Below are 20,718 nucleotides of genomic sequence, written 5' to 3' on the forward strand. Positions count from 1 at the left end.
GTCAGACGAGTTGCTCGAGCGCCAGCACCGCCTCGACCTCGAACTGCGCGCCGCGCGGCAGGCTGGCCACGCCGACGGTCGAGCGGGCCGGGTACGGCGCCCTGAAGTGGCGCTGCATGATCTCGTTGACCGTGCCGAACTGGCCCAGGTCGGTCAGGAAGAGCGTGAGCTTGACCACCTGGTCCATCGTGCCGCCGGCTGCCCGCACCACCGCCGCCAGGTTCTGGAAGGCGCGCTCGACCTGCGCCGGGAAGTCGCCGTCGACCAGTTGCCCGGTGGCAGGGTCGAGCGGAATCTGGCCCGACAGCCACACGGTGTCGCCGACGCGCACCGCCTGCGAGTACGGGCCGATCGCGGCGGGCGCTTCCTGGGTGGCAACGATCTGTCGGGGCATCGGCGGACTCCGTTGGCTGTGGACTGCGCCGATGTTAGCCGATCGTTTCCTGCGGCAACGGGAAGATCAGGCAGGTGGTGGTGGCGTGCGCGTAGAGCTTGCCGCCAGCGTCGACCAGCCGCCCCTCGGCGGTGCCGATCTGCCGCGACACGCTGATCACCCGGCCCTCGGCGCGCACCGGGCCGGTCCGGTCGGTCAGCGGCCGGACGTAGTTGAGCTTGAGTTCCAGCGTCGTGTAGCCGAAGCCCCTGCGCAGCATGGTCTGCACCGCGCACGCGACCGCCGAGTCGAGCAGCGTGGCGATGTAGCCGCCGTGCACCGAGCCGATCGGGTTGTAGTAGTCGGCCTTGGGCGTGCCCTGGAAGACCATCCGCCCTTCCTCGCATTCGACGGGCACGTAGTCGAGCGCCTGGAAGATCGGCGCCGACGGCAGCTCGCCGCGCCCGATCCGACGCAGGAACTCGAGGCCGGACGTCTTCGCGATCTCCTCGAGCGGGATCTTGCCGGGCTGGGCGAGCAGCAGGCGCACCTCGCGCTCGCGGGCGAGCCAGCGATCGATCGTCGCCGCCCTGTCGTCGCCGGACGCGTCGCCGGCCTGGTCGCCGGATTGCTGCGGCGTCGGATCCATGGGTTCGATTTCCTTGAAACTGCCCCGTATATACCACTTTCGTCGCTGGCATAGACTTCGGTCTTGCCCCGAACCCGCGCGGGAATCCCTTTACCGTCGATGAACCAGACCGAGCGCTTCTACCGGATCGACCAGCTGATCAACCAGCGCGGCACGGTCCCGTTCGACGAGCTGATGCGCGAGCTCGAGGTCTCGCGGGCCACGCTCAAGCGCGACCTGGCCTACCTGCGCGAGCGGCTGAACGCGCCGATCGTCTGGGACCGCGACCGCCGCGGCTATTGTTTCGCCGGCGGCGCCACCACCGGCCCCCAGTACGAGCTGCCCGGGCTCTGGTTCAACGACCGCGAGATCCTCGCGCTGCTCACGATGCACCGGATGCTCGAGGAGCTCGACACCGGCGGCATGCTGGGGCCGCAGATCGCGCCGCTGATCGCCCGGCTCAAGGCCCTGCTCGGCACGGCCGAGGGCGATCCCGACGAGATCATCCGCCGCGTCAGGCTGATCCCGGCGCAGAACCGGCCGGTGCCGCCGGTGCGCTTCGAGGTGATCGGCAGCGCGCTGGTCAAGCGCCAGCGGATCGAGATCGCGTACTTCACCCGCTCGCGCAACGCGCGCAGCGTGCGGGAAGTCTCGCCGCAGCGCCTGGTCCACTATCGCAACGCCTGGTACCTCGACGGCTGGTGCCATCGCAGCGAATCGCTGCGCGTGTTCGCCCTCGACGCAGTGGAAGACGCGCGGCTGATCGACCGGCGCGCGCGCGACCTGTCCTTGCGCACCGTCGAGGCCGAACTCGGCTCCGGCTACGGCATCTATCGCGGCACCCGGCTGCGCTGGGCGGTGCTGCGCTTCTCGGCCGACGCGGCCCGCTGGGTGCGCGCCGAAGTCTGGCACCCGCAGCAGCAGGGCGCCGAGCTCGACGACGGCCGCTACGAGCTGCGCGTGCCGTACTCGCAGTCGCCCGAGCTCGAGATGGACATCCTGCGGCACGGCGAGGAGGTCGAGGTGCTCGCGCCCGACGGACTGCGCAAGCGGATCGCGCAACGCCTCGCCGCCGCGGCGGCGGCCTATCGCTGAGGAGCGCCCTTGCGTTTCGCCTTCATCCACGCCGCCGACCTGCACGTCGACAGCCCGCTGCGCGGCCTCGACGCCTACGAGGGCGCGCCGGTCGAGCGGCTGCGCGGCGCGACGCGGCAGGCGCTGGTCGCGCTGGTCGATCTCGCGATCGACGAGCGGGTCGCTCTGGTCCTGCTCGCCGGCGACATCTACGACGGCGACTGGGCCGACTTCCGCACCGGGCTGTTCTTCCGCGAGCAGATGCTGCGCCTGGCGCGCGCCGGGATCCGCGTGTTCGTCGTGAAGGGCAACCACGACGCCGAGAGCCAGATCACTCGCCAGCTGCCCGAAGTCGAGGGCGTGCACGTGTTCAGCTCGATGAAGAGCGAAACGGTCGACCTGCCCGAGCTCGGCGCGGCGGTGCACGGCAGGAGCTTCCCGAACCGCGCGGTGCCCGAGGACCTGGTCCCGCTCTATCCCGACCCGCTGCCGGGGCGCTTCAACATCGGCCTGCTGCACACCAGCCTGACCGGCCGCGAGGGGCACGACCCCTACGCCCCCACCACGCCCGACGCGCTCGCGGCCAAGGGCTACGACTACTTCGCGCTCGGCCACGTGCACGCCCGCGAGGTCGTGCGCGAAGCCTCGCCGCGCATCGTGTTCCCCGGGAACCTGCAGGGCCGCAACGCGAGGGAGACCGGGCCGAAGGGATGCGAGCTGGTCGTCGTCGAGCACGGCGCGATCACGTCGGCGCAGTTCGTCGCGCTCGACGTCGTGCGCTGGCACCGGGTGAGCCTCGATGCCGGCGGGCTGGCCGGCGTCGAGGCGCTGGCCCGGCGCTTCCGCGAGCTCGGCGCCTCGCTGGCGGCCGAGGCGCGCGACCGGCTGCACGCGGTCCGCGTCGTCGTCGAAGGGGAGTCGCCGCTGCACCGGGTCGAGGCCGAGCAGCCCGGCACGATCGCCGCGGCGATCCAGGCCGCCGCGCAGGACATCGACGGGGCCGACGTCTGGATCGAGACCGTGCGCCTCGCGCTGCGCTCGCCGATGGACCGCGGCGCGGTCGCGCAGCGCGACGACGCGGTCGGCGAGGTGGTTCGCCTGGTCGACGCGCTGTCGGCCGACGACGAATCGATGAGGGCCTGGGTGCTGGCGCAGCTCGACGAGCTCGGGCCCCTGCCCGCCTCGCTCGCCGATGCCGACCCCAGGTCGCTCGACCCCGCGTCGATCCGGGCGCTGCTCGGCGATGCCGAGGCCACCGTTCTCGCGCAGCTCGCCAGCGAAGCGCCGGGGGGCGACGACCGATGAGGCTGCTGCGGCTGCACCTGAAGGCATTCGGGCCCTTCACCGACCGGGTGCTGGACTTCGGCCCCGAGGCGCGCGGCCTGGTGCTGGTGCACGGCCCGAACGAGGCGGGCAAGTCGTCGGCGCTGCGCGCGATGACCGACCTGCGCTTCGGCATCCCCCAGCAGAGCGCCGACAATTTCGTCCACCCCCATCCGGAGATGCGGGTCGGAGGCGAGTTCGTCGACCGCTCGGGACGCCGCCACGCGCTGCTTCGCCGCAAGGGGCGCGCGCCGACGCTGTTCCTGACCGACTTCGCCGACCCGGCCGCGCCGCTGGTCGAGCCGGCGCCTCCCGAGCTCGAGTCGCTGCTTACCAGCGGCCTGGACCGGGCGGAGTACGAGACCGGCTTCGCGCTCGACCACCGGCGGCTGCGCGAAGGCGGCCGGGCCCTGCTCGAGGGCGAGGGCGAGATCGGCGCCGCGCTGTTCGAGGCCAGCGCCGGCGTGCGCAGCATCCCGCGAATCCTGGAGCGGATCGACCAGTCCGCGCGCCGCTTCTTCATGCCCGGCGCGCGCGGGCGCAACGCACGGATCAACGAGGCGCTGCGCGCGCTCGACGAGAGCCAGGCGGCATTTCGGCAGGCGCTGGTGCGACCCTCGCAGTGGGCCGAGCTCTCGAAGAAGCACCGCGCCGCCGCCGACGCGCTGGCCGGGCTGGAGGCGCGACAGCGCGAGCTGCTCGCCCGGCTGCAGCTGATCGGCGAGCTGCGCGCGGTCGCCCCGCTGCTGGCGACCCTCGATCATGCGGGGCAAGTGCTGGACGCGCTGCGCGACGCGCCGCTGCTGGCCGAGACCGCCGCGGGCGAGCGCGCGGCGGCGGAGTCCGGGCTCGCGACCGCGCGCGAGGACGCGGACGCCGCGGCGGCCGAGGCCGAGCGACAGCGCCGGCGACTGGCCGGGCTCGCGGTCGACCGCGCGGTCCTCGACGTGGCGCCGGCGGTGCGGCGGCTGATCGCGTCGTCCGAGGCGATCGACCGCTACCGCGCCGAGCTCGCGGCGGCCGGCGCCGAGCTCGCCGCGGAGTCGCGGCGGATCGAGGCGCTCGCGAGCCGGCTCGACCCTCTCGCCGGCGTCGACGCAGTGCTCGCGCGCGCGCCCGATGCCGCCCGCCGGACCGGCATCGAGCAGGCGGTCCGGGCCCTCGAGCGCGCCGAGGACGCGCTCGCGCAGCACCGGGCGGACGAGGCGGCGGAAGCCCCGTCGCCGGACTCCCCGGAAGACGCACGGCTGCCTTCGCCCGAAAGCCGCATCGCGCTGCGCACCGCGCGCTCGGCGCTGACCCGCCACGAACCGCAGCTGCAGAGGCTCGCCGGGCTGCCCGCCGAGGTCGAGGCGGCGCGACGCGCGCTGGCCACCGCGCTCGCCGATGCCGGCCTGCCCGACGAGGCCGCGCTGCGCAAGGCGCGCCCGCTGCTCGACGCCCGGATCGACGAGGAGATCAGCGCCGAGCGGCGCGATGCCACGCGCCGCGAGGAGCACGAGCATCGCCTGGCCCGGATCGCCGAGGCGCGCGGCGAGGAAGTCGCGCGACGCGACGCAGTGCTGGCCGGCGGCGAAGTGCCCACGCAGGACCAGGTCGCGGCCGCTCGCGCGCGGCGCGACGAAGGCTGGCGGCTCATCCTCGGCACCTGCGTGGAACGGACGATCGAAGCGGCGTCGCCGTCGATCGAGGCGTTCACCGGCGGCCGCCCGCTGCCGCGCGCGTACGAGGAAGCCGTCGCCCAGGCCGACCTGATCGCCGACGCGCTGGCCGCCGACCACGAGCGCGCCGCGCAACTGCAGGCCTGCCAGCGCGAGATTGCGAAACTCGATCGCGACGCCGGCGATCTGCGCCGGCAGCTCGAGGCGATCGCGCTGGGCGAGGCGGAGCGCGCCGAGCGCTGGCGACGCGCGCTGGCCGATGCCGGCCTGCCCGACCTGCCCCCGGCCGCGCTGCGAGATTGGCAAGCGCGGCTCGCGCAGCTCAGGCGCGCCCAGGAGACCCTGCAGGCCCTTGTCGACGAGCGCGAAGCGGCGATCGCGCTGGCCGAGCGCCTCGCCGCCTCGCTGCGCGAGGCGATCCTCGGGACCGGCCTTGCCGCCCCGCCCGCGGACGCGGGCGTCGACACGCTCGCCGCGCTCGCCGACGAGATCGAGGAGCGCTGCCGCCAGGCCGAGAAGCGGCTGGACACCGAGCGCGGGCAGCGCGCCCAGCGCGAGCAGCAGCGCCAGCTGCGCGCCACTCGCGAGGCGGCGCTGCGGGAGGCGCTTGGCGAGGCGCGCGAGGCGCTGCGCGAACCGCTCTCGGCGCTGATGCTGGCGCCCGACGCGACCCCGGCCGTGATCCGGGCCCGGCTCGAAGAGTTCGACACGCTGCTCGCCGCCCGCGACCGCGCGCTGGCCGCCGAGGCCGGCCTGGATCGCGCGCGCGAATCGCTGGCCCTGCTCGAAGGTGCCACCGGCTCGCTCGCGACGGCGCTCGGCGACGAAACCCCGGCCGACCTGCGCATCTATGTCGAGCGCCTCGCGACCCGCCTGGACGAGGCCGAGGCGGCGGCCCGCGAGCATGCGCTGGCCAGCCAGGCGCTCGCGGGCGCGCAGGAGATCCTGGAGCGGCAACGGGCCGCGATCGCTCGACACGAGGCGACCTTCGCGCGCCTGTGCGAGGCCGCGGGCGTGGCGTCGCCCGCCGCCCTTCCCGAGGCCGAGGCGCGCGCCCAGCGCAAGCGCGAGGCGCAGGCCGCCTTCGACCGCGCGAGCGCGCAACTCGCGCAGGCCTCGCGCCGGCCGATCGAGGCCTTGCGCGAGCACCTCGCCGGGCTGGAGCCGGGCCGGCTCGATGCCGACGAGGCGCAGTGCGCGCGCGACCTGGCGGGCCTCGAGGACGCGCTGCGCGACGCCCGCCGCGACGAGGAAACCGCCCGCCACGCGCTGCGCGCGATCGACGGCGCCGACACCGCGGCGACCGCCCGCGAGGCGATGGAACAGGCCGCGGCGCGCATCCGGGCCGACATGCCCGCGTGGATGCGCTCGCGGCTTGCGCACGCGCTGCTCGCCGAGGCGACCCGGCGCTTCCGGGAGCGCGCGCAGGGACCGATGTTGCGAGCGGCGACCGCGCTGTTCGAGCGAATGACCGGCGGCGAGTTCGCGCGCCTGGTCGCCGACGACTCGGCCGCCGATCGCCCGGTTCTTCTCGCCGAGCGACGCGGCGGCCGGCTGGTTCACGTGGACGCGATGAGCGAAGGCACCCGCGACCAGCTCTACCTGTCGCTGCGGCTCGCCGCCCTCGGGCTGAGGCGCGAGGCCGGCATCGACCTGCCGGTCGTCCTCGACGACGTGCTGATGACCTCCGACGACGCGCGCGCCGCGCGGATGCTGGAGGCGATCGCCGACTTCGCCGAAGCCGGCCAGGCCATCGTGTTCACGCACCACCGGCACCTGGCGGAGCTCGCCCGCGCGACGCTCGCGCCCGACCGCCTGACGATCGTCGAGCTCGGCGAGCCGTGACCCGGGCAGCGCCCGCGGTTTGCGCGAGCGCAAACCGCGCTGCGCCGGCCGACCCTAGACTGACGAAATCGCAAACCCGCCAGCCGAGGTCGGCTCATGTACACCCGAATCCTGGTTCCCGTCGACGGCTCCGAGTTCGCGGAGCAGATGATCCCGCACGCGAGCGCCATCGCCAGGGCGTCCGGCGCGGGCCTCACCCTGCTGCGCATCGTGTCCGACCCGGTCGACCAGGCCGACGCGCGGGAGCAGGTCGAGCGGCTCGCCTCCGGCATCGGCGGCGAAGGGCTTTGCGTCGTCGCCAGGGGCGAGGTAGCCGACGCGATCCGCACCGAGGCCGAACGGGTGCCGGGCACGCTGGTCGCGCTGACCTCGCACGGCCGCAGCGGCGCGGCCGAGGCGATCTTCGGCAGCGTGGCGCTCGAGGTCCTGCGCGAGATGCGCGGCCCGCTGCTCGTGTACCGGCCCCACGCGAAGGCCGCCGACGCGGGGGCCCCGAAGATCGGCCGGGTCGTGCTGCCGCTCGACGGCAGCCCGGAATCCGAGTCGATGGTGCCGCAGGCGGCCGAGTTCGCGAAGTGGCTGGGGGCGCGGGTGCTGGTCGTCTCGGTGCTCGATCCGAGGCAGAGGATCGACGCCGGCATTCCGGCCGGCGACGTGCAGGAATCGAGCTACGTTCACGGCCGCGCGCAGGACATCGCGCAGTGCTACGGCGTGGCCACCAGCTGGGAGACGCTGCACGGCGACCCCAAGGAGGCGATCCCTCAGTTCGTTCGCAGCCTCGGCGACGCGATGCTGGCCATGGCCACGCACGGCCGCAGCGCGCTGAAGACCGTGGTCGCCGGCAGCGTGACCGCGCAGTGCCTGCGCGACAGCGGCGTGCCGGTGCTCACCCGCATCCCCTGAGCCGCCTTCCTCCAGAACGCGCGGGGTTTCCTGGCGCGCTCTGCGTTCAGGTCTCGAAGGGCAGGCCCACGTAGTTCTCGGCCAGCGCGGTCGAGGCGGCCTGCGACCCGACCACGTAGTCGAGCTCCGCTTCCTGGATCTTCTGGCCGAACTCGCCGGTGTCCGGGAAGCGATGCAGCATCGAGGTCATCCACCACGAGAAGCGCACCGCCTTCCAGACGCGCCGCAGGCAGCGCGCCGAGTAGTGATCGATCTCGCGCATGGTGCCGCTGCGATAGTGATCGATCAGCGCGCGCGACAGGTAGTGGATGTCGCTCGCGGCCAGGTTCAGGCCCTTCGCGCCGGTGGGCGGCACGATGTGCGCCGCATCGCCGGCGAGCATCAGCCGGCCGAAGCGCATCGGCTCGGCCACGAAGCTGCGCAGCGGCGCGATGCTCTTCTCGATCGACGGCCCGGTGACCAGGTTCGCGACCGCCTCGTGGTCGAGCCGGCGCTTCAGCTCTTCCCAGAAGCGATCGTCCGACCAGTCCTCGACCCGGTCCTCGAGCGAGCACTGCACGTAGTAGCGGCTGCGCGTGGGCGAGCGCATGCTGCACAGCGCGAAGCCGCGCTCGTGGTTCGCGTAGATCAGCTCGTGCGACACCGGCGGCACGTCGGCCAGGATGCCGAGCCAACCGAACGGGTAGACCCGCTCGTAGGTCTCGATCGCGCCCGAGGGCACGCTCGCGCGGCTGACCCCGTGGAAGCCGTCGCAGCCGGCGATGAAGTCGCAGCGGACCTCGTGCTCGACGCCGTCCTTCCGGTAGCGAACGCTCGGCGAGTCGCCGTCGAAATCGTGCAGGCTCACCTGCTCGGCCTCGTAGACGGTCTTCGCGCCGGCCGCGGCCCGCGCGTCCATCAGGTCGCGCGTCACCTCGGTCTGACCGTACACGGTCACGGTCTTGCCGGTCAGGCCCTGCATGTCGATCCGGTGGCGCCGGCCGTCGAAGCACAGCTCGATGCCGCCGTGGACCAGCCCCTCGGCGTGCAGCCGGCGGCCCACTCCCGCTTCGTCGAGCAGGTCCACCGTGCCCTGCTCGAGCACGCCCGCGCGGATCCGCGACAGCACGTACTCGGCGCTGCGCTGCTCGAGGATGACCGTGTCGATCCCGGCGCGGTGCAGCAGCTGGCCGAGCAGCAGCCCCGCCGGCCCGGCGCCGACGATCGCGACCTGCACGCGCGTGGAGGAACCCTTTTCAGACATCGAAGAACACCGTTTCGTCGTCGCCCTGCATGCGGATGTCGAACCGATACGCGACCCCGGCCGCGTCGTCGGCGCGGCGGGCGACCAGCGTGTGTCGCCGCTCGGCCGGCACGGCTGACAGCACCGGGTCGATCGCGTTGGCCGGCTCGTCGTCGAAGTAGATCCGGGTGAAGGCGTGGCTCAGCATGCCGCGCATCGTGACGATCACCAGCGCGAACGGCGCCTCGCCGCTCGATGCCGCGCCCGGCTTGACCGTGCGGAACTCGAAGCGGTTGTCGGCCTCGGTGCCGGTGCCCATGCGGCCGAAACCGCGAAAGCCGCTGGCCGCGACCTCCTGGGCGGTGGCCGGCCAGCGGCCGGACGCGTCGGCGTGGGCCAGCTCGACCAGCGCGTCGTTGATCGGGTTGCCGTGTCCGTCGAGCACCTGCCCGACGATCCGGATGTGCTGGCCCGGCGTGTCTGCCCGAGCGAGCTCCGGGCCGAACAGGCTGCGCAGCGGGTAGCCGTACTGGGTGCCGGTGAGCCCGTAGGCGAAATAGGGGCCGACGGTCTGCGAGGGGGTCTGCTTCAGGCTCATCGGCTCAGCGCTCCATGGGGGTTTCGCCGCGGCCGCGCAGCACGATGTCGAACTCGTAGCCGAGCGCGAAGTCGGCCTCGGTCACGTCGAGCGAGAAGCGCGAGATCAGCCGGTCGCGGGCGTGCTCGGGCGTGCCCTGGAAGATCGGGTCGTGGGCGAGCAGCGGATCGCCCGGAAAGTACATCTGCGTGACCAGCCGGGTGGCGAAGTGCCTGCCGAACAGCGAGAAGTGGATGTGGTTGGGGCGCCAGGCGTTCGGGTGGTTGCCCCACGGATAGGCGCCCGGCTTCACGGTCATGAAGCGATAGCGGCCTTCGGAATCGGTCAGGCAGCGCCCGGCGCCGAGGAAGTTCGGGTCGAGCGGCGCGTCGTGCTGGTCGACCTTGTGCACGTAGCGGCCGGCAGCGTTCGCCTGCCAGATCTCGACCAGCGTGTCGGTCACCGGCTTGCCGCCCTCGTCGAGCACGCGGCCGGTCACGATGATCCGCTCGCCGAGCGGCTCGCCGTTGCGGCGCGCGTTGCGGGTCAGGTCGTGGTCGAGCGGGCCGAGGTCGTCGTGCCCGTAGACCGGCGCCGCGAGCTCGGCCAGCGCCGGCTTGAGCGGCACCAGCGGCTTCGTCGGGCCGCGCAGCACGGTCGACTTGTACGGCGGATGGATGTAAGCGGGATGGCTTGCCCAGTCGCGCGGGCCGAGCGGCTTGTCGGACGTCATCGGGGAGTCTCCGTGAGCGGTGCCGGGGCTCGGGCATGGATGCCGGCCCCTGGTCGAGCCGGTCGATTCTGAACCGGACGACTGCTCATGTAAATCAACCTTCCTTCAAGTTTTCGATAACATTTCGTCATGGAACTGGACGGCCGGATCAAGTTGCGCCACCTGAACTGCTTCGTGGCGGTGATGCAGCACCGCAACCTGCGACGGGCGGCAGAGTCGCTCGCGGTCAGCCAGCCGGCGGTTTCGAAGACCCTCCGGGAACTCGAGGACGTGCTCGGACTGCGGCTCTTCGAGCGGGGCCGGCGCGGTGCGGCGCCAACGCGCGAAGCCGAGCGGCTGCTGCCCCACGTCTCGACGAGCCTGGCCACGCTGCGCGAGGGCCTGGCCGAGATCGGGCCGCGGGCGACCGCGGTGCGCACCCGGATCGCGATCGGCGCGCTGCCCACGCTGGCGCCCTCGCTGGTTCCCGATGTGGTCGACCGCCTGCGCGCCGCCGGCCTGCCGATCGACCTGCGGATCGAGACCGGCAGCAACGCCGAGCTGCTCGCGCGGCTTCGCGAGGGCCGGCTCGAGCTCGTGCTCGGCCGGCTCAGCGAGCCGGACCGCATGGCAGGCCTCGCCTTCGAGCACCTGTTCGCCGAGCCGCTGGTGCTGGCGGTGCGCCCCGATCATCCGCTGGCCGGCGACGCGAAGCCGTCGCTGGCGCGGGTGCTCGCGCACCCGGTCGTGCTGCCGTTGCCCGACACGATGATCCGCCAGGCCGCCGACAGCCTGCTGGCCGCGCACGGGCTCGGGGCCCCGCCGCTCGCGGTCGAGACGCTGTCGGTGTCGCTCGCGCGGGCCCTGGCCGAGCGAGGCGCGGTGTGGTTCGCCTCGCTCGCGGCGGTGCAGCCCGAGTTGCGCGCGGGCCGCCTGGTGCGCCTGGGCATCGACACGGCGGGCACCGAGGAACCGGTCGGGCTGGTGCTGCGAAGCGCCGGGCCGATCGGCCCGACCGCCAGGCGTGTGATCGCCGCGATCCGGGAAGCGGCTGCCGCCCGCGGGGATGAAGCGGCCGCACGCGGGGACGAGGCAGCCGCCCGAAGGGAAGCCGCGACCGCTCGGGGATAATGTCGGCCTCGCGCCGCGCCGGCCACCTCCTCACTTCCTCACACGACCGACCCGATGGCCCTCGTCTACTTCGTCCGTCACGCCCAGGCCTCCTTCGGCAGCCACGACTACGACCGGCTCTCCGAGCTCGGCCGCCGCCAGGCGCGCTGGCTCGGCGAATGGTTCGCCGAACACGACATCCGCTTCCGGCGCGTGCTGGCCGGCACGCTGCTGCGCCAGCAGGACACCGCGCGCGAGATCCTCGCGGCGACCGGCGGCGATCCCGGGGCCATCCTCACCCATCCCGGGCTCGACGAATATCGCGCCGAGGCGATCTGGAGCGCGCACACCGGCGGCCAGGACCCGATCGCCCACCAGCGCGCCGACTACAAGGGCTACTGGCGGACCTTCCGCGAAGCGATGGAAGCCTGGGCCGACGACCGGCTCACCGGCGTTCCCGAGACCTGGGGCGAGTTCGGCGCGCGGGTCCGCGAGGCGCTCGACGAGGCCGCGCGCGACGCCACGCGCGAGGACGCGCTGCTGGTCGTCAGCTCGGGCGGCGCGATCGGCCGGGCGATCGCCGGCATCGTCGGCAGCCCGTCGAAGGTCGCGATCGAGTTCAACCTGCAGTTCCGCAACACCGGCTTCTGCGAGCTGATCGCCGGTGGCGGCGGGATGCGGATGCTGAGCTTCAACGCGATCCCGCACCTGATGCGGCCCGAGCGCCGCGAGGCGATCACCTTCGCCTGACGGCCAGACAGGTCCACTGCCCCGCGAGGATGCCGAAATGACCGGCTCGCCCGACGCCCGCCATTCTGCTGCCTCGGCGCCCGAGCCCGCGCCGCCGGCCCTCGCGACGATCGTCCAGAGGCCGGCCGGCCGCCCCGGACAGCTGATCCTTTTGTTCCACGCAGCCGGCGCCGACCCCTCGGAAATGCTGCCGCTCGCCCGCCGGCTGGCGGCCGAGTTCCCGCAGGCCTTCGTCGTCAGCGTCGGCGCGCCCGAGACCAGCGCGTCGGAAACCGGGAGGGAATGGTTCGCCGACGAGGATCCGGACGGTCCGGCCCGGTCCGGGCGCGTGGCCGCGGCAATGCCCTGCTTCCTCGCGACGATCCGGCACTGGCAGGAAGTGGCCGGGGTCGCCCCCGAGGCGACCGCGGTCGTCGGTTTCGCGCAGGGCGCGACGATGGCGCTCGAGTGCGCCGGCGAGCGCGAGGCGCCCGCCGGGCGGGTCGTGTCGATCGCAGGCCGCTTCGCGCGCCTGCCCGATCGCGTTCCGGCCGACGCCACCTTCTACATGCTGCACGGCAAGGCCGACGAGGTCGTGCCCTGCGCGCACACGGTGGCCGCCGCCGAGCGGATCGTCGCGCTGGGCGGCGACGTGATCGCCGACGTGATTCCGGCCGCGGGGCATGCGGTCGACGACCGGATCGCCGACCTGCTGATCGAGCGCCTCAGGACCCACATCCCGAAGCGCCACTGGGCTGCCGCGATGCGCGCGACCGGAACAGAGCGTGTGAAGAAATCGTAGCGAGCGGCCCGAGGTCGCGCCGAGAAGCGCAGCCGTACGCAGGAGTACGGCGAGCATCGCAGGTGCGAGATCGGGCCGCGCAGTAGATTTGTTCGCACGCTCTCAGGCGAAGCCGATCTCGACCCGCCTGTTCTTCTTGCCCTCGCTGCGGATCTTCAGCACCCTCACCCGCCCGATCTCGCCGATGTTGCGCACGTGAGTGCCGCCGCAAGGCTGCAGGTCGATGCCGGGAATCCGCAGCAGGCGCACGCGACCCGAGCCGCGCGGCGGCTGCACGCTCATCGTCTTGACCAGCTCCGGCTTGGCGTCGAGCTCCTCGTCGGTGATCCACACGGTCTCGGTGTCGACCGCGCGCCCGATCAACTCGTTGACCTCGCGCTCGATCTTCTCCGCGTCGAGCAGGATCATGTCGATGTCGAAGTCGAGCCGGCCCTTGTCGGGCGCGATGTTGCCGCCGGTGACCGGCGCGACCACCACGCAGGACAGCACGTGCAGGCAGGTGTGGATGCGCATCATCGCGTAGCGGCGGTCCCAGTCGATCTCGGCCGTGACCTCGTCGCCGACCGAGAGCGCGGGCGCGCCGGCCTCGGGGACGTGCACCACGACGTCCAGCCCCTCGCCCTTGCGCGTGTCGGCGATCCGCACCGACACGCCGTCGGCCCGGCGCAGCCAGCCGGTGTCGCCGGCCTGGCCGCCGCCCATCGGGTAGAAGACCGTGCGGTCGAGCTCGTAGCCCCGCTCGGTCGCCGCGGTCACGCGGGCGGTGCAGGACTTCAGGTAGGCGTCGTCGCGAAACAGCAGTTCGGTGGTCATGGATTCGTTCGAAGGAGCGGTCACATCCGGCCGGCGCGGATCGCGTCGAACCAGGCCTCGAGCGCGATCGCCAGCACCGACATCATCAGCGTGGCGCCCAGCATCAGCGACAGGATCGCCACGAACACCGGCGCCCAGCGGTTCGCCGACGCGATGCCGGAAGCCGGGTTGCGGCGGGCGTCCCACTTCTCGTCCGGCGTCAGCGAGATCAGGATCGCCTCGAGCATCGCGACCAGCTGCACCAGCGAGGCCAGGAAGAAGCCCGGGTGGCGGAACCAGGCGTCGCCGCCGGCCGCGATCGCGAGCCCCATCGCCGGCATCGCGATCGCCGGGTACAGCCACCAGATGCGCGAGCCGAGGTAGAGCCGGTGGGCGCCGGCCCAGCCGAAGCACAGCGCCAGCGCGCCGGCCAGGGGTTTCGACAGATGAGGCCGCGCTCCCCGCGGACCGGGGGAGCCTGCCGCGGCGGGGCCGCCGGAGGAAGTCGGATTCATGGGGCGAAAGTCTAGCCGATGCGCCCGCCCTGCTAGACTCGAACGCATCCTCGTATCGGCCCTGCCCCACCCCGCCGATCGCCCATTCCCGGCCCCGCGCACCCATGCTGCAAGACTCTCCCAACGCCGCCTCGGACGAGGCCGGCCGGCCACTGCAATCGGTGATTCGCCAGGCGATCCGCATCCGCGGCGCCCGGCAGAACAACCTGAAGAACGTCGACCTCGACATCCCGACCGGCGAGCTGGTCGTCGTCACCGGCGTCTCCGGCTCGGGCAAGTCCTCGCTGGTCTTCGACACGCTCTATGCCGAGGGACAGCGCCGCTACGTCGAGACCTTCTCGGCCTACGCCCGGCAGTTCCTCGACCGGATGGACAAGCCGCAGGTCGACCGGATCGAGGGCGTGCCGCCGGCGATCGCGATCGACCAGACGAACCCGGTGCGCACCTCGCGCTCGACCGTCGGCACGATGACCGAGCTCAACGACCACCTGAAGCTGCTGTTCGCGCGGGCGGCGCAACTGCACTGCCGCCGCTGCGCGCGGCCGGTCAGGCGCGACACGGTGGCCAGCGTGCGCGCCGAGATGGCGGCCCGGGCGGCCGCGGCCGGCGACCCCAGGCTGGTCGTGTCCTTCCCGGTGAACGTGCCGGCCAACTTCGGCGAGGACGAGATCCGCGCGCACCTCGAGGCGCAGGGCTACACGCGGATCCAGGCGACCGAGCGAGTCGCCGCCGCGCCCGGCGACGCCGGTCCGGCCAAGGCGCGTGGCGACAAGGCCGCCGGTGGCGGGAAGGGCCGCAGCGCGAAGAGCGCGGCCGCGCAGGAAACCGTGCTGCTGCACGTGGTGCAGGACCGCTTCCGGCTCGGCTCGGTCGAGGCATCGCGAGTCGCCGACTCGGTCGAAAACGCGCTGGCCCGCGGGCACGGCCGGATGTCGGTGCACGTGCTCGACGACGAGGGCAACGAGTCCGCCCGCTGGCGCTTCAGCACCGGCCTGCACTGCGCCGACTGCGACATCGCGTACGCCGACCCGCTGCCCAGCCTGTTCTCGTTCAACTCGCCGCTCGGCGCCTGCGAGGCCTGCCGAGGCTTCGGCCGGGTGATCGGCATCGACCTCGGCCTGGTGATCCCGGACGAGGGCAAGACCCTGGCCGAAGGCGCGGTCAAGCCCTGGCAGACCGAGAGCTTCAAGGAATGCCAGCGCGAGATGCGCAAGTACGCGCCGGCCGTGGGCGTGCCGATGGACGTGCCCTGGCGGGACCTCACCGAGGCCCAGAAGCGCTGGGTGATCGAGGGCGGCGACGACTGGACCGGCAAGTGGCAGACCCAGTGGTACGGCATCCGGCGCTTCTTCGACTGGCTGGAGTCGAAGGCGTACAAGATGCACATCCGGGTGCTGCTGTCGAAGTACCGGTCGTACACGCCGTGCACCGTGTGCCGCGGCGCGCGGCTGAAGCCGGATGCGCTGCTCTGGCGGGTCGGGTCGTTCGCGGAGGCCGAGCGGGCGCTTGGCGTGCCTGCGTCGAGCGAGGCCGGAGGGGCGGCGGCACGCGAAGCGCCCACTGGGCCGTCCGCTCACTCTTCCGTGGCTTCGGATCGGGTGGCATACGCGCGCTTCCAGCCGGCCGGCGTCGACTGGAGCGAGGCGCAGCTCGAGGCGATCGACGGGCTGTCGATTCACGACCTGATGCTGCTGCCGATCGACCGGGTCGCCGGCTTCTTCGACTCGCTGAAGCTGCCCGCTCCGCTCGACGAGGCGACCGACCTGCTGCTGACCGAGACGCGCGCCCGGCTGCGCTATCTGCAGCAGGTCGGCCTCGGCTACCTGACGCTCGACCGGCAGTCGCGCACGCTGTCGGGCGGCGAGGTGCAGCGGATCAACCTGACCACCGCGCTCGGCACCTCGCTGGTCAACACGCTGTTCGTGCTCGACGAGCCGTCGATCGGCCTGCACCCGCGCGACATGAACCGGGTCATCGAGGTGATGCAGCGGCTGCGCGATGCGGGCAACTCGCTGGTCGTCGTCGAGCACGACCCTCAGGTGATGTTCGCCGCCGACCGGATGATCGACATCGGCCCTGGCCCCGGCGAGCGCGGCGGCCGGGTGGTGTTCGACGGGAATCCGCGAGACTTGCGGGCCGCCGACACGCTGACCGGCGACTACCTGTCGGGCCGCAGGAAGGTCGACCACGGCCGGCCGCAGCCGGTCGGTCCGTCCACGAAGCGGCTGGTGCTAGAGGGCGCGCGCGAGCACAACCTGAAGAACGTGTCGGTCGAGATCCCGCTCGAACGGCTGGTCTGCCTGACCGGCGTGTCGGGCAGCGGCAAGTCGACGCTGATGCAGAACGTGCTGCTGCCGGCGCTGCTGAAGGCGCGCGGCAAGCCCACCGAGTCGCCGGGCGCGCACGACCGGCTGCTCGGCGACGACTGGATCGGCGACGTCGTCTTCGTCGACCAGTCGCCGATCGGCAAGACCGCGCGCAGCAACCCGGTCAGCTACGTCGGCGCCTTCGACCCGATCCGCAAGCGCTTCGCCGCGGCCGAGCTGTCGAAGGAGCGCGGCTACACCGCCGGCACCTTCAGCTTCAACGCCGGCGACGGCCGCTGCCCGACCTGCGGCGGCAACGGCTTCGAGCACGTCGAGATGCAGTTCCTGTCCGACGTGTACCTGCGCTGCCCCGACTGCGACGGCAAGCGCTTCCGCCCCGAGGTGCTCGAGGTGACGATCGCCGGCCGCGACGGCCGGGAGCGATCGGTGGCCGAGGTACTCGAGCTCACCGTGCACGAGGCGCTGGCGGTCTTCGCAGGCGAGCACGACGTCCGCGCCCGTCTGCAGCCGCTGGCCGACGTCGGCCTCGACTACCTGCGCCTCGGCCAGCCGGTGCCCACGCTGTCGGGCGGCGAGGCCCAGCGCCTGAAGCTCGCCGGTTTCCTCGCCGAGGCTGCCAGCCAGGGCCTGACCGCCACCGCCGCCCCCGGCCACGCCTTCGCGAGGGCCGGCCGCCGCGGCACGCTGTTCATGTTCGACGAGCCGACCACCGGCCTGCACTTCGACGACGTCGCGAAGCTGCTGCGCGCCTTCCGCAAGCTGCTCGCCGCCGGCCACTCGCTGCTCGTCATCGAGCACAACCTCGACCTGATCCGCGCCGCCGACTGGCTGATCGACCTCGGCCCCGAAGGCGGCGACGCCGGCGGCCTGGTCGTCGCCACCGGCACCCCGGAGGAGTTGGCAGGCGAAGCGCGAACCCACACCGGCAAGGCCCTGGCCGAGTACGCGAAAGCGATGAACGAAGATCGCTTCGCGGGCGCGGTCCCGCTCACGGCCAGCGACGCAGCGACGACGCCGACAACTGGATTGGTGTCGGCTAGCGGCGCAGCGACAGATTCGGGCGGGCTCCCGCGCTTCGAGGCCGCACCACAGGCCGACATGGCCGGACCGGGTGGGCCGTCCAACCAAGCGAGTATCGGGGAGCTGAGACAGCCGGGGGCTGTCTCAGAACTGGAATTCACCGGCCACGCGCACACCGAAGCCAGCCTCGAAGCGCGGGAGCCCGCCCCCGGTCCGTCGCTGCAAAGCGTCCTGCGGGACCGCGCCCGCGAAGCGATCTTCGTTCACCGCGCCCGCGAGCACAATCTGAAGAACATCGACGTCGAGATCCCCCGCGACAAGCTCACCGTGATCACCGGCGTGTCCGGCTCGGGCAAGTCCACGCTGGCCTTCGACGTCGTGTTCGGCGAGGGGCAGCGCCGCTACCTCGAGTCGCTGAACGCCTACGCGCGGCAGTTCGTGCAGCCCTCGTCCCGGCCCGACGTCGACGGCGTGTTCGGCATCCCGCCCACGGTGGCGATCGAGCAGCGCACCAGCCGCGGCGGCCGCAAGAGCACGGTGGCCACGCTGACCGAGATCTACCACTTCCTGCGCCTGCTCTACGTGAAGCTGGGCCAGCAGCACTGCCCCGACTGCGGCACGAAGATCGAGCCGCAGAGCTTCGACGCGATCGCCGCGCGGATCCTGCGCGACTACCGCGGCCGGCACGTCGGGCTGCTCGCGCCGCTGGTCGTGGCGCGCAAGGGCGTCTACACCGACCTGGCCAAGTGGGCCAAGGCCAAGGGCTTCGGCCACCTGCGCGTCGACGGCCGCTTCCTGCCCACCGACAGGTTTCCGCGCCTCGACCGCTACGTCGAGCACGACATCGAGCTGCCGGTGGCCGACCTGGTCGTCGATGCCGCGAACGAGGCCCGGTTGCGCGAGGCCCTCGCGCGGGCGCTGGAACTCGGCAAGGGCATCGTGATGGTCGCGGCGCCGCTCGACGGCCTGCGCGCCGCCGCAGAGAACGGCGACGCGGACGCATACGGCCAGGCTTCCGCGGCGCTCGAGACCCGGCTGTTCTCGACGAAGCGCGCCTGCTCGTCCTGCGGCACCAGCTTCCCCGAGCCGGATCCGCGGATGTTCTCGTTCAACTCCAAGATCGGCTGGTGCCCGTCCTGCATCGGCACCGGCGTCAAGCTGCCCTACGTTCCCGAGCTCGACCCCAGGCGGCGCCCGGACGAGGACTCGAGCACCGAGGCGATCGGCGCGATGGCCGAGCGGCTGGCCGACCAGGTCGCCGACCGGGCCGGGAGCGAGGCGGCCGGATCCGGCGAGGCCGCCGGCGCGCTCGAGGAGCCCTGCCCCGCCTGCTCGGGCCGTCGCCTGAACCGCACGGCGCTGGCGGTCAAGCTGCTCGACCTGTCGATCGCCGAGCTGACCGCGATGCCGGTCGGCGACTGCGCGAGGTGGCTGAAGCAGGTCGGCTTCGCCGGCCGCGAGCAGGAGATCGCCCGCGACGTGCTCGCCGAGATCCGCTCGCGCCTCGCCTTCCTGTCCGACGTGGGCCTGTCCTACCTGACGCTCGATCGGGCCGCGCCCACGCTGTCTGGCGGCGAGGCCCAGCGCATCCGCCTGGCAGCGCAGCTCGGCTCGAACCTGCAGGGCGTCTGCTACGTGCTCGACGAGCCGACGATCGGCCTGCATCCGCACGACAACCGGATCCTGCTCGACACGCTCGAGGCGCTGCGCAACAAGGGCAACACGCTGCTGGTCGTCGAGCACGACGAGGACACGATCCGCCGCGCGGATCACGTGATCGACATCGGACCGGGGGCCGGCAAGCTCGGCGGCCGGATCATCGCGACCGGCCACCACGAGGAGCTGGCCAGGCACCCGGACAGCCTGACCGGCCGCTTCCTCGCGCAGCCGCTGGCGCATCCGCTGAATCCGCCCAGGGCGCTGCCCCCGCCCGACGAGCCGAGTGCATCGGCCACGCCGGGCGCGTCGGCCTCGGCGCGCAACGAGAGCGCGGCGCGCGCCGGCCCGGGCTGGCTGGCGCTGCGCGGCGCCCACCTGCACAACCTGCGGCACGTCAGCGCGAGGATCCCGCTGCGCAGGCTGACCGTCGTCACCGGCGTGTCGGGCTCCGGCAAGTCCACGCTCGCCCGCGACGTTCTGCTCGCCAACGTCGCGGCCCAGGTCCACGCCCGCAACCAGCGCAAGGCCGCCCCGCCGCTGGCCGGCGTGCAGGCGATCGAGGGCTGGGAAGGCATCACCCGAGTGCTGGAGGTCGACCAGACCCCGATCGGCAAGACGCCGCGCTCGTGCCCGGCGACCTACGTCGGCTTCTGGGACGCGATCCGGCGGCTGTTCGCCGACACCAGCGAGGCGCGGATCCGCGGCTGGGGGCCCGGGCGATTCAGCTTCAACACCGCCGGCGGACGCTGCGAGGCCTGCGAGGGACAGGGCGTGCAGACGATCGAGATGAGCTTCCTGCCCGACGTGAAGGTGCTCTGCGACGTCTGCCGCGGCCGGCGCTTCAACCGCGAGACGCTCGACGTGCAGTTGCGCGGCAAGAGCATCGGCGACGTGCTGGCGATGGACATCGACGAGGCGGTCGGGTTCTTCGCCGCCCATCCGTCGATCGCTCATCCGCTGAAGTTGCTGCAGGACGTCGGCCTCGGCTATCTGACGCTCGGCCAGCCCAGCCCGACGCTGTCGGGCGGCGAGGCGCAACGGATCAAGCTGGTCACCGAACTCGCGAAGGTGCGCACTCGCAGCGAAGGCAGCGAAGACGATCCGCGGATCGCGCGGGCCCGCGCGAAGGCGCTGGCAGAGGGCAAGACCCTGCCGCCGCCGCCGCAGACGCTCTACGTGCTCGACGAGCCGACCGTGGGCCTGCACATGGCCGACGTGGAGAAGCTGATCCGGGTGCTGCACCGGCTGGTCGAGGCCGGCAATACGCTGGTCGTGGTCGAGCACAACCTCGACATCTGGGCCGAGGCCGACTGGATCCTGGACCTGGGACCCGACGGCGGCGCCGGGGGCGGCAGGATCGTCGCGGCCGGAAGCCCGACGGAGCTGGCGGCCCGCGGCGTGACCCACACCGCCCGCGCGCTGCGCGCGTTCATGGGCGGCTAGAAG

Annotated in this window: 15 protein-coding genes; 8 read left to right on the forward strand and 7 right to left on the reverse strand. The window is 72.7% G+C overall.

Annotation, left to right across the window (positions count from 1 at the left end):
• Position 1 precedes the first annotated feature (1 nt).
• Together M6I34_RS04915 and M6I34_RS04920 are read right to left on the reverse strand one after the other, a co-directional pair.
• Positions 2–394, reverse strand: coding sequence for a RidA family protein (locus M6I34_RS04915; protein ID WP_272484584.1), 393 nt, complete (start codon positions 392–394; stop codon positions 2–4).
• Between the two features lie 34 nt (positions 395–428).
• Positions 429–1,022 (reverse strand): PaaI family thioesterase, encoded by a 594-nt coding sequence (locus tag M6I34_RS04920; RefSeq protein ID WP_272484585.1) that lies wholly within the window; start codon positions 1,020–1,022, stop codon positions 429–431.
• Between the two features lie 99 nt (positions 1,023–1,121).
• On the opposite strand from M6I34_RS04920, the gene M6I34_RS04925 reads away from it, so the two are divergent.
• The 4 genes from M6I34_RS04925 to M6I34_RS04940 all read left to right on the forward strand — a co-directional run bounded on the left by M6I34_RS04925 (position 1,122) and on the right by M6I34_RS04940 (position 7,807).
• Entirely contained in the window at positions 1,122–2,096 is a 975-nt protein-coding gene (locus M6I34_RS04925) for a helix-turn-helix transcriptional regulator (protein WP_272484586.1), read from the forward strand.
• A 9-nt stretch (positions 2,097–2,105) separates the two neighbouring features.
• Positions 2,106–3,380 (forward strand): metallophosphoesterase family protein, encoded by a 1,275-nt coding sequence (locus tag M6I34_RS04930; RefSeq protein WP_272484587.1) that lies wholly within the window; start codon positions 2,106–2,108, stop codon positions 3,378–3,380.
• On the forward strand, positions 3,377–6,904 hold the full coding sequence (locus tag M6I34_RS04935) for an ATP-binding protein (RefSeq protein WP_272484588.1): 3,528 nt from the start codon (positions 3,377–3,379) through the stop codon (positions 6,902–6,904). The genes M6I34_RS04930 and M6I34_RS04935 overlap by 4 nt, the downstream gene beginning before the upstream one ends.
• 96 nt (positions 6,905–7,000) lie before the next feature.
• Positions 7,001–7,807: a universal stress protein gene (locus M6I34_RS04940; protein WP_272484589.1), complete on the forward strand. Its 807-nt coding sequence runs from the start codon at positions 7,001–7,003 to the stop codon at positions 7,805–7,807.
• Between the two features lie 46 nt (positions 7,808–7,853).
• Here the strand turns inward: M6I34_RS04940 and pobA are convergent, their stop codons facing one another.
• The 3 genes from pobA to pcaH are packed head-to-tail and all read right to left on the reverse strand — an operon-like array spanning position 7,854 to position 10,339.
• On the reverse strand, positions 7,854–9,050 hold the full coding sequence (gene pobA / locus M6I34_RS04945; RefSeq protein ID WP_272484590.1) for a 4-hydroxybenzoate 3-monooxygenase: 1,197 nt from the start codon (positions 9,048–9,050) through the stop codon (positions 7,854–7,856).
• A complete protein-coding gene (gene pcaG / locus M6I34_RS04950; RefSeq protein WP_272484591.1) occupies positions 9,043–9,627 on the reverse strand; it encodes a protocatechuate 3,4-dioxygenase subunit alpha in 585 nt (194 codons plus the stop codon). The genes pobA and pcaG overlap by 8 nt, the downstream gene beginning before the upstream one ends.
• 4 nt (positions 9,628–9,631) lie before the next feature.
• Positions 9,632–10,339, reverse strand: a complete 708-nt coding sequence (gene pcaH, locus M6I34_RS04955; RefSeq protein WP_272484592.1) for a protocatechuate 3,4-dioxygenase subunit beta — start codon at positions 10,337–10,339, stop codon at positions 9,632–9,634.
• A gap of 129 nt (positions 10,340–10,468) precedes the next feature.
• Between pcaH and pcaQ the strand changes: the two genes are divergently transcribed.
• The 3 genes from pcaQ to ypfH are packed head-to-tail and all read left to right on the forward strand — an operon-like array spanning position 10,469 to position 12,959.
• On the forward strand, positions 10,469–11,449 hold the full coding sequence (gene pcaQ, locus M6I34_RS04960; RefSeq protein WP_272484593.1) for a pca operon transcription factor PcaQ: 981 nt from the start codon (positions 10,469–10,471) through the stop codon (positions 11,447–11,449).
• A 54-nt stretch (positions 11,450–11,503) separates the two neighbouring features.
• Complete coding sequence (locus M6I34_RS04965; RefSeq protein WP_272484594.1) at positions 11,504–12,178, forward strand: histidine phosphatase family protein; 675 nt, start codon at positions 11,504–11,506, stop codon at positions 12,176–12,178.
• 37 nt (positions 12,179–12,215) lie between these two features.
• Positions 12,216–12,959: an esterase gene (gene ypfH / locus M6I34_RS04970; RefSeq protein WP_272484595.1), complete on the forward strand. Its 744-nt coding sequence runs from the start codon at positions 12,216–12,218 to the stop codon at positions 12,957–12,959.
• A gap of 102 nt (positions 12,960–13,061) precedes the next feature.
• Here ypfH and M6I34_RS04975 read toward each other — a convergent pair whose 3' ends face one another.
• Both M6I34_RS04975 and M6I34_RS04980 read right to left on the reverse strand, forming a co-directional pair.
• The gene (locus M6I34_RS04975; RefSeq protein ID WP_272484596.1) at positions 13,062–13,772 is read right to left on the reverse strand and encodes an alanyl-tRNA editing protein; all 711 of its coding nucleotides are present in this window, start codon (positions 13,770–13,772) and stop codon (positions 13,062–13,064) included.
• Positions 13,773–13,792: 20 nt separating this feature from the next.
• Complete coding sequence (locus M6I34_RS04980) at positions 13,793–14,266, reverse strand: TM2 domain-containing protein (RefSeq protein ID WP_272484597.1); 474 nt, start codon at positions 14,264–14,266, stop codon at positions 13,793–13,795.
• Positions 14,267–14,430: 164 nt separating this feature from the next.
• On the opposite strand from M6I34_RS04980, the gene M6I34_RS04985 reads away from it, so the two are divergent.
• A complete protein-coding gene (locus tag M6I34_RS04985; protein WP_272486608.1) occupies positions 14,431–20,715 on the forward strand; it encodes an excinuclease ABC subunit UvrA in 6,285 nt (2,094 codons plus the stop codon).
• Positions 20,716–20,718: the final 3 nt, after the last annotated feature.

This window comes from Zeimonas sediminis, from assembly GCF_023721795.1.
GTDB classification, from domain to species: Bacteria; Pseudomonadota; Gammaproteobacteria; order Burkholderiales; family Burkholderiaceae_E; genus Zeimonas; species Zeimonas sediminis.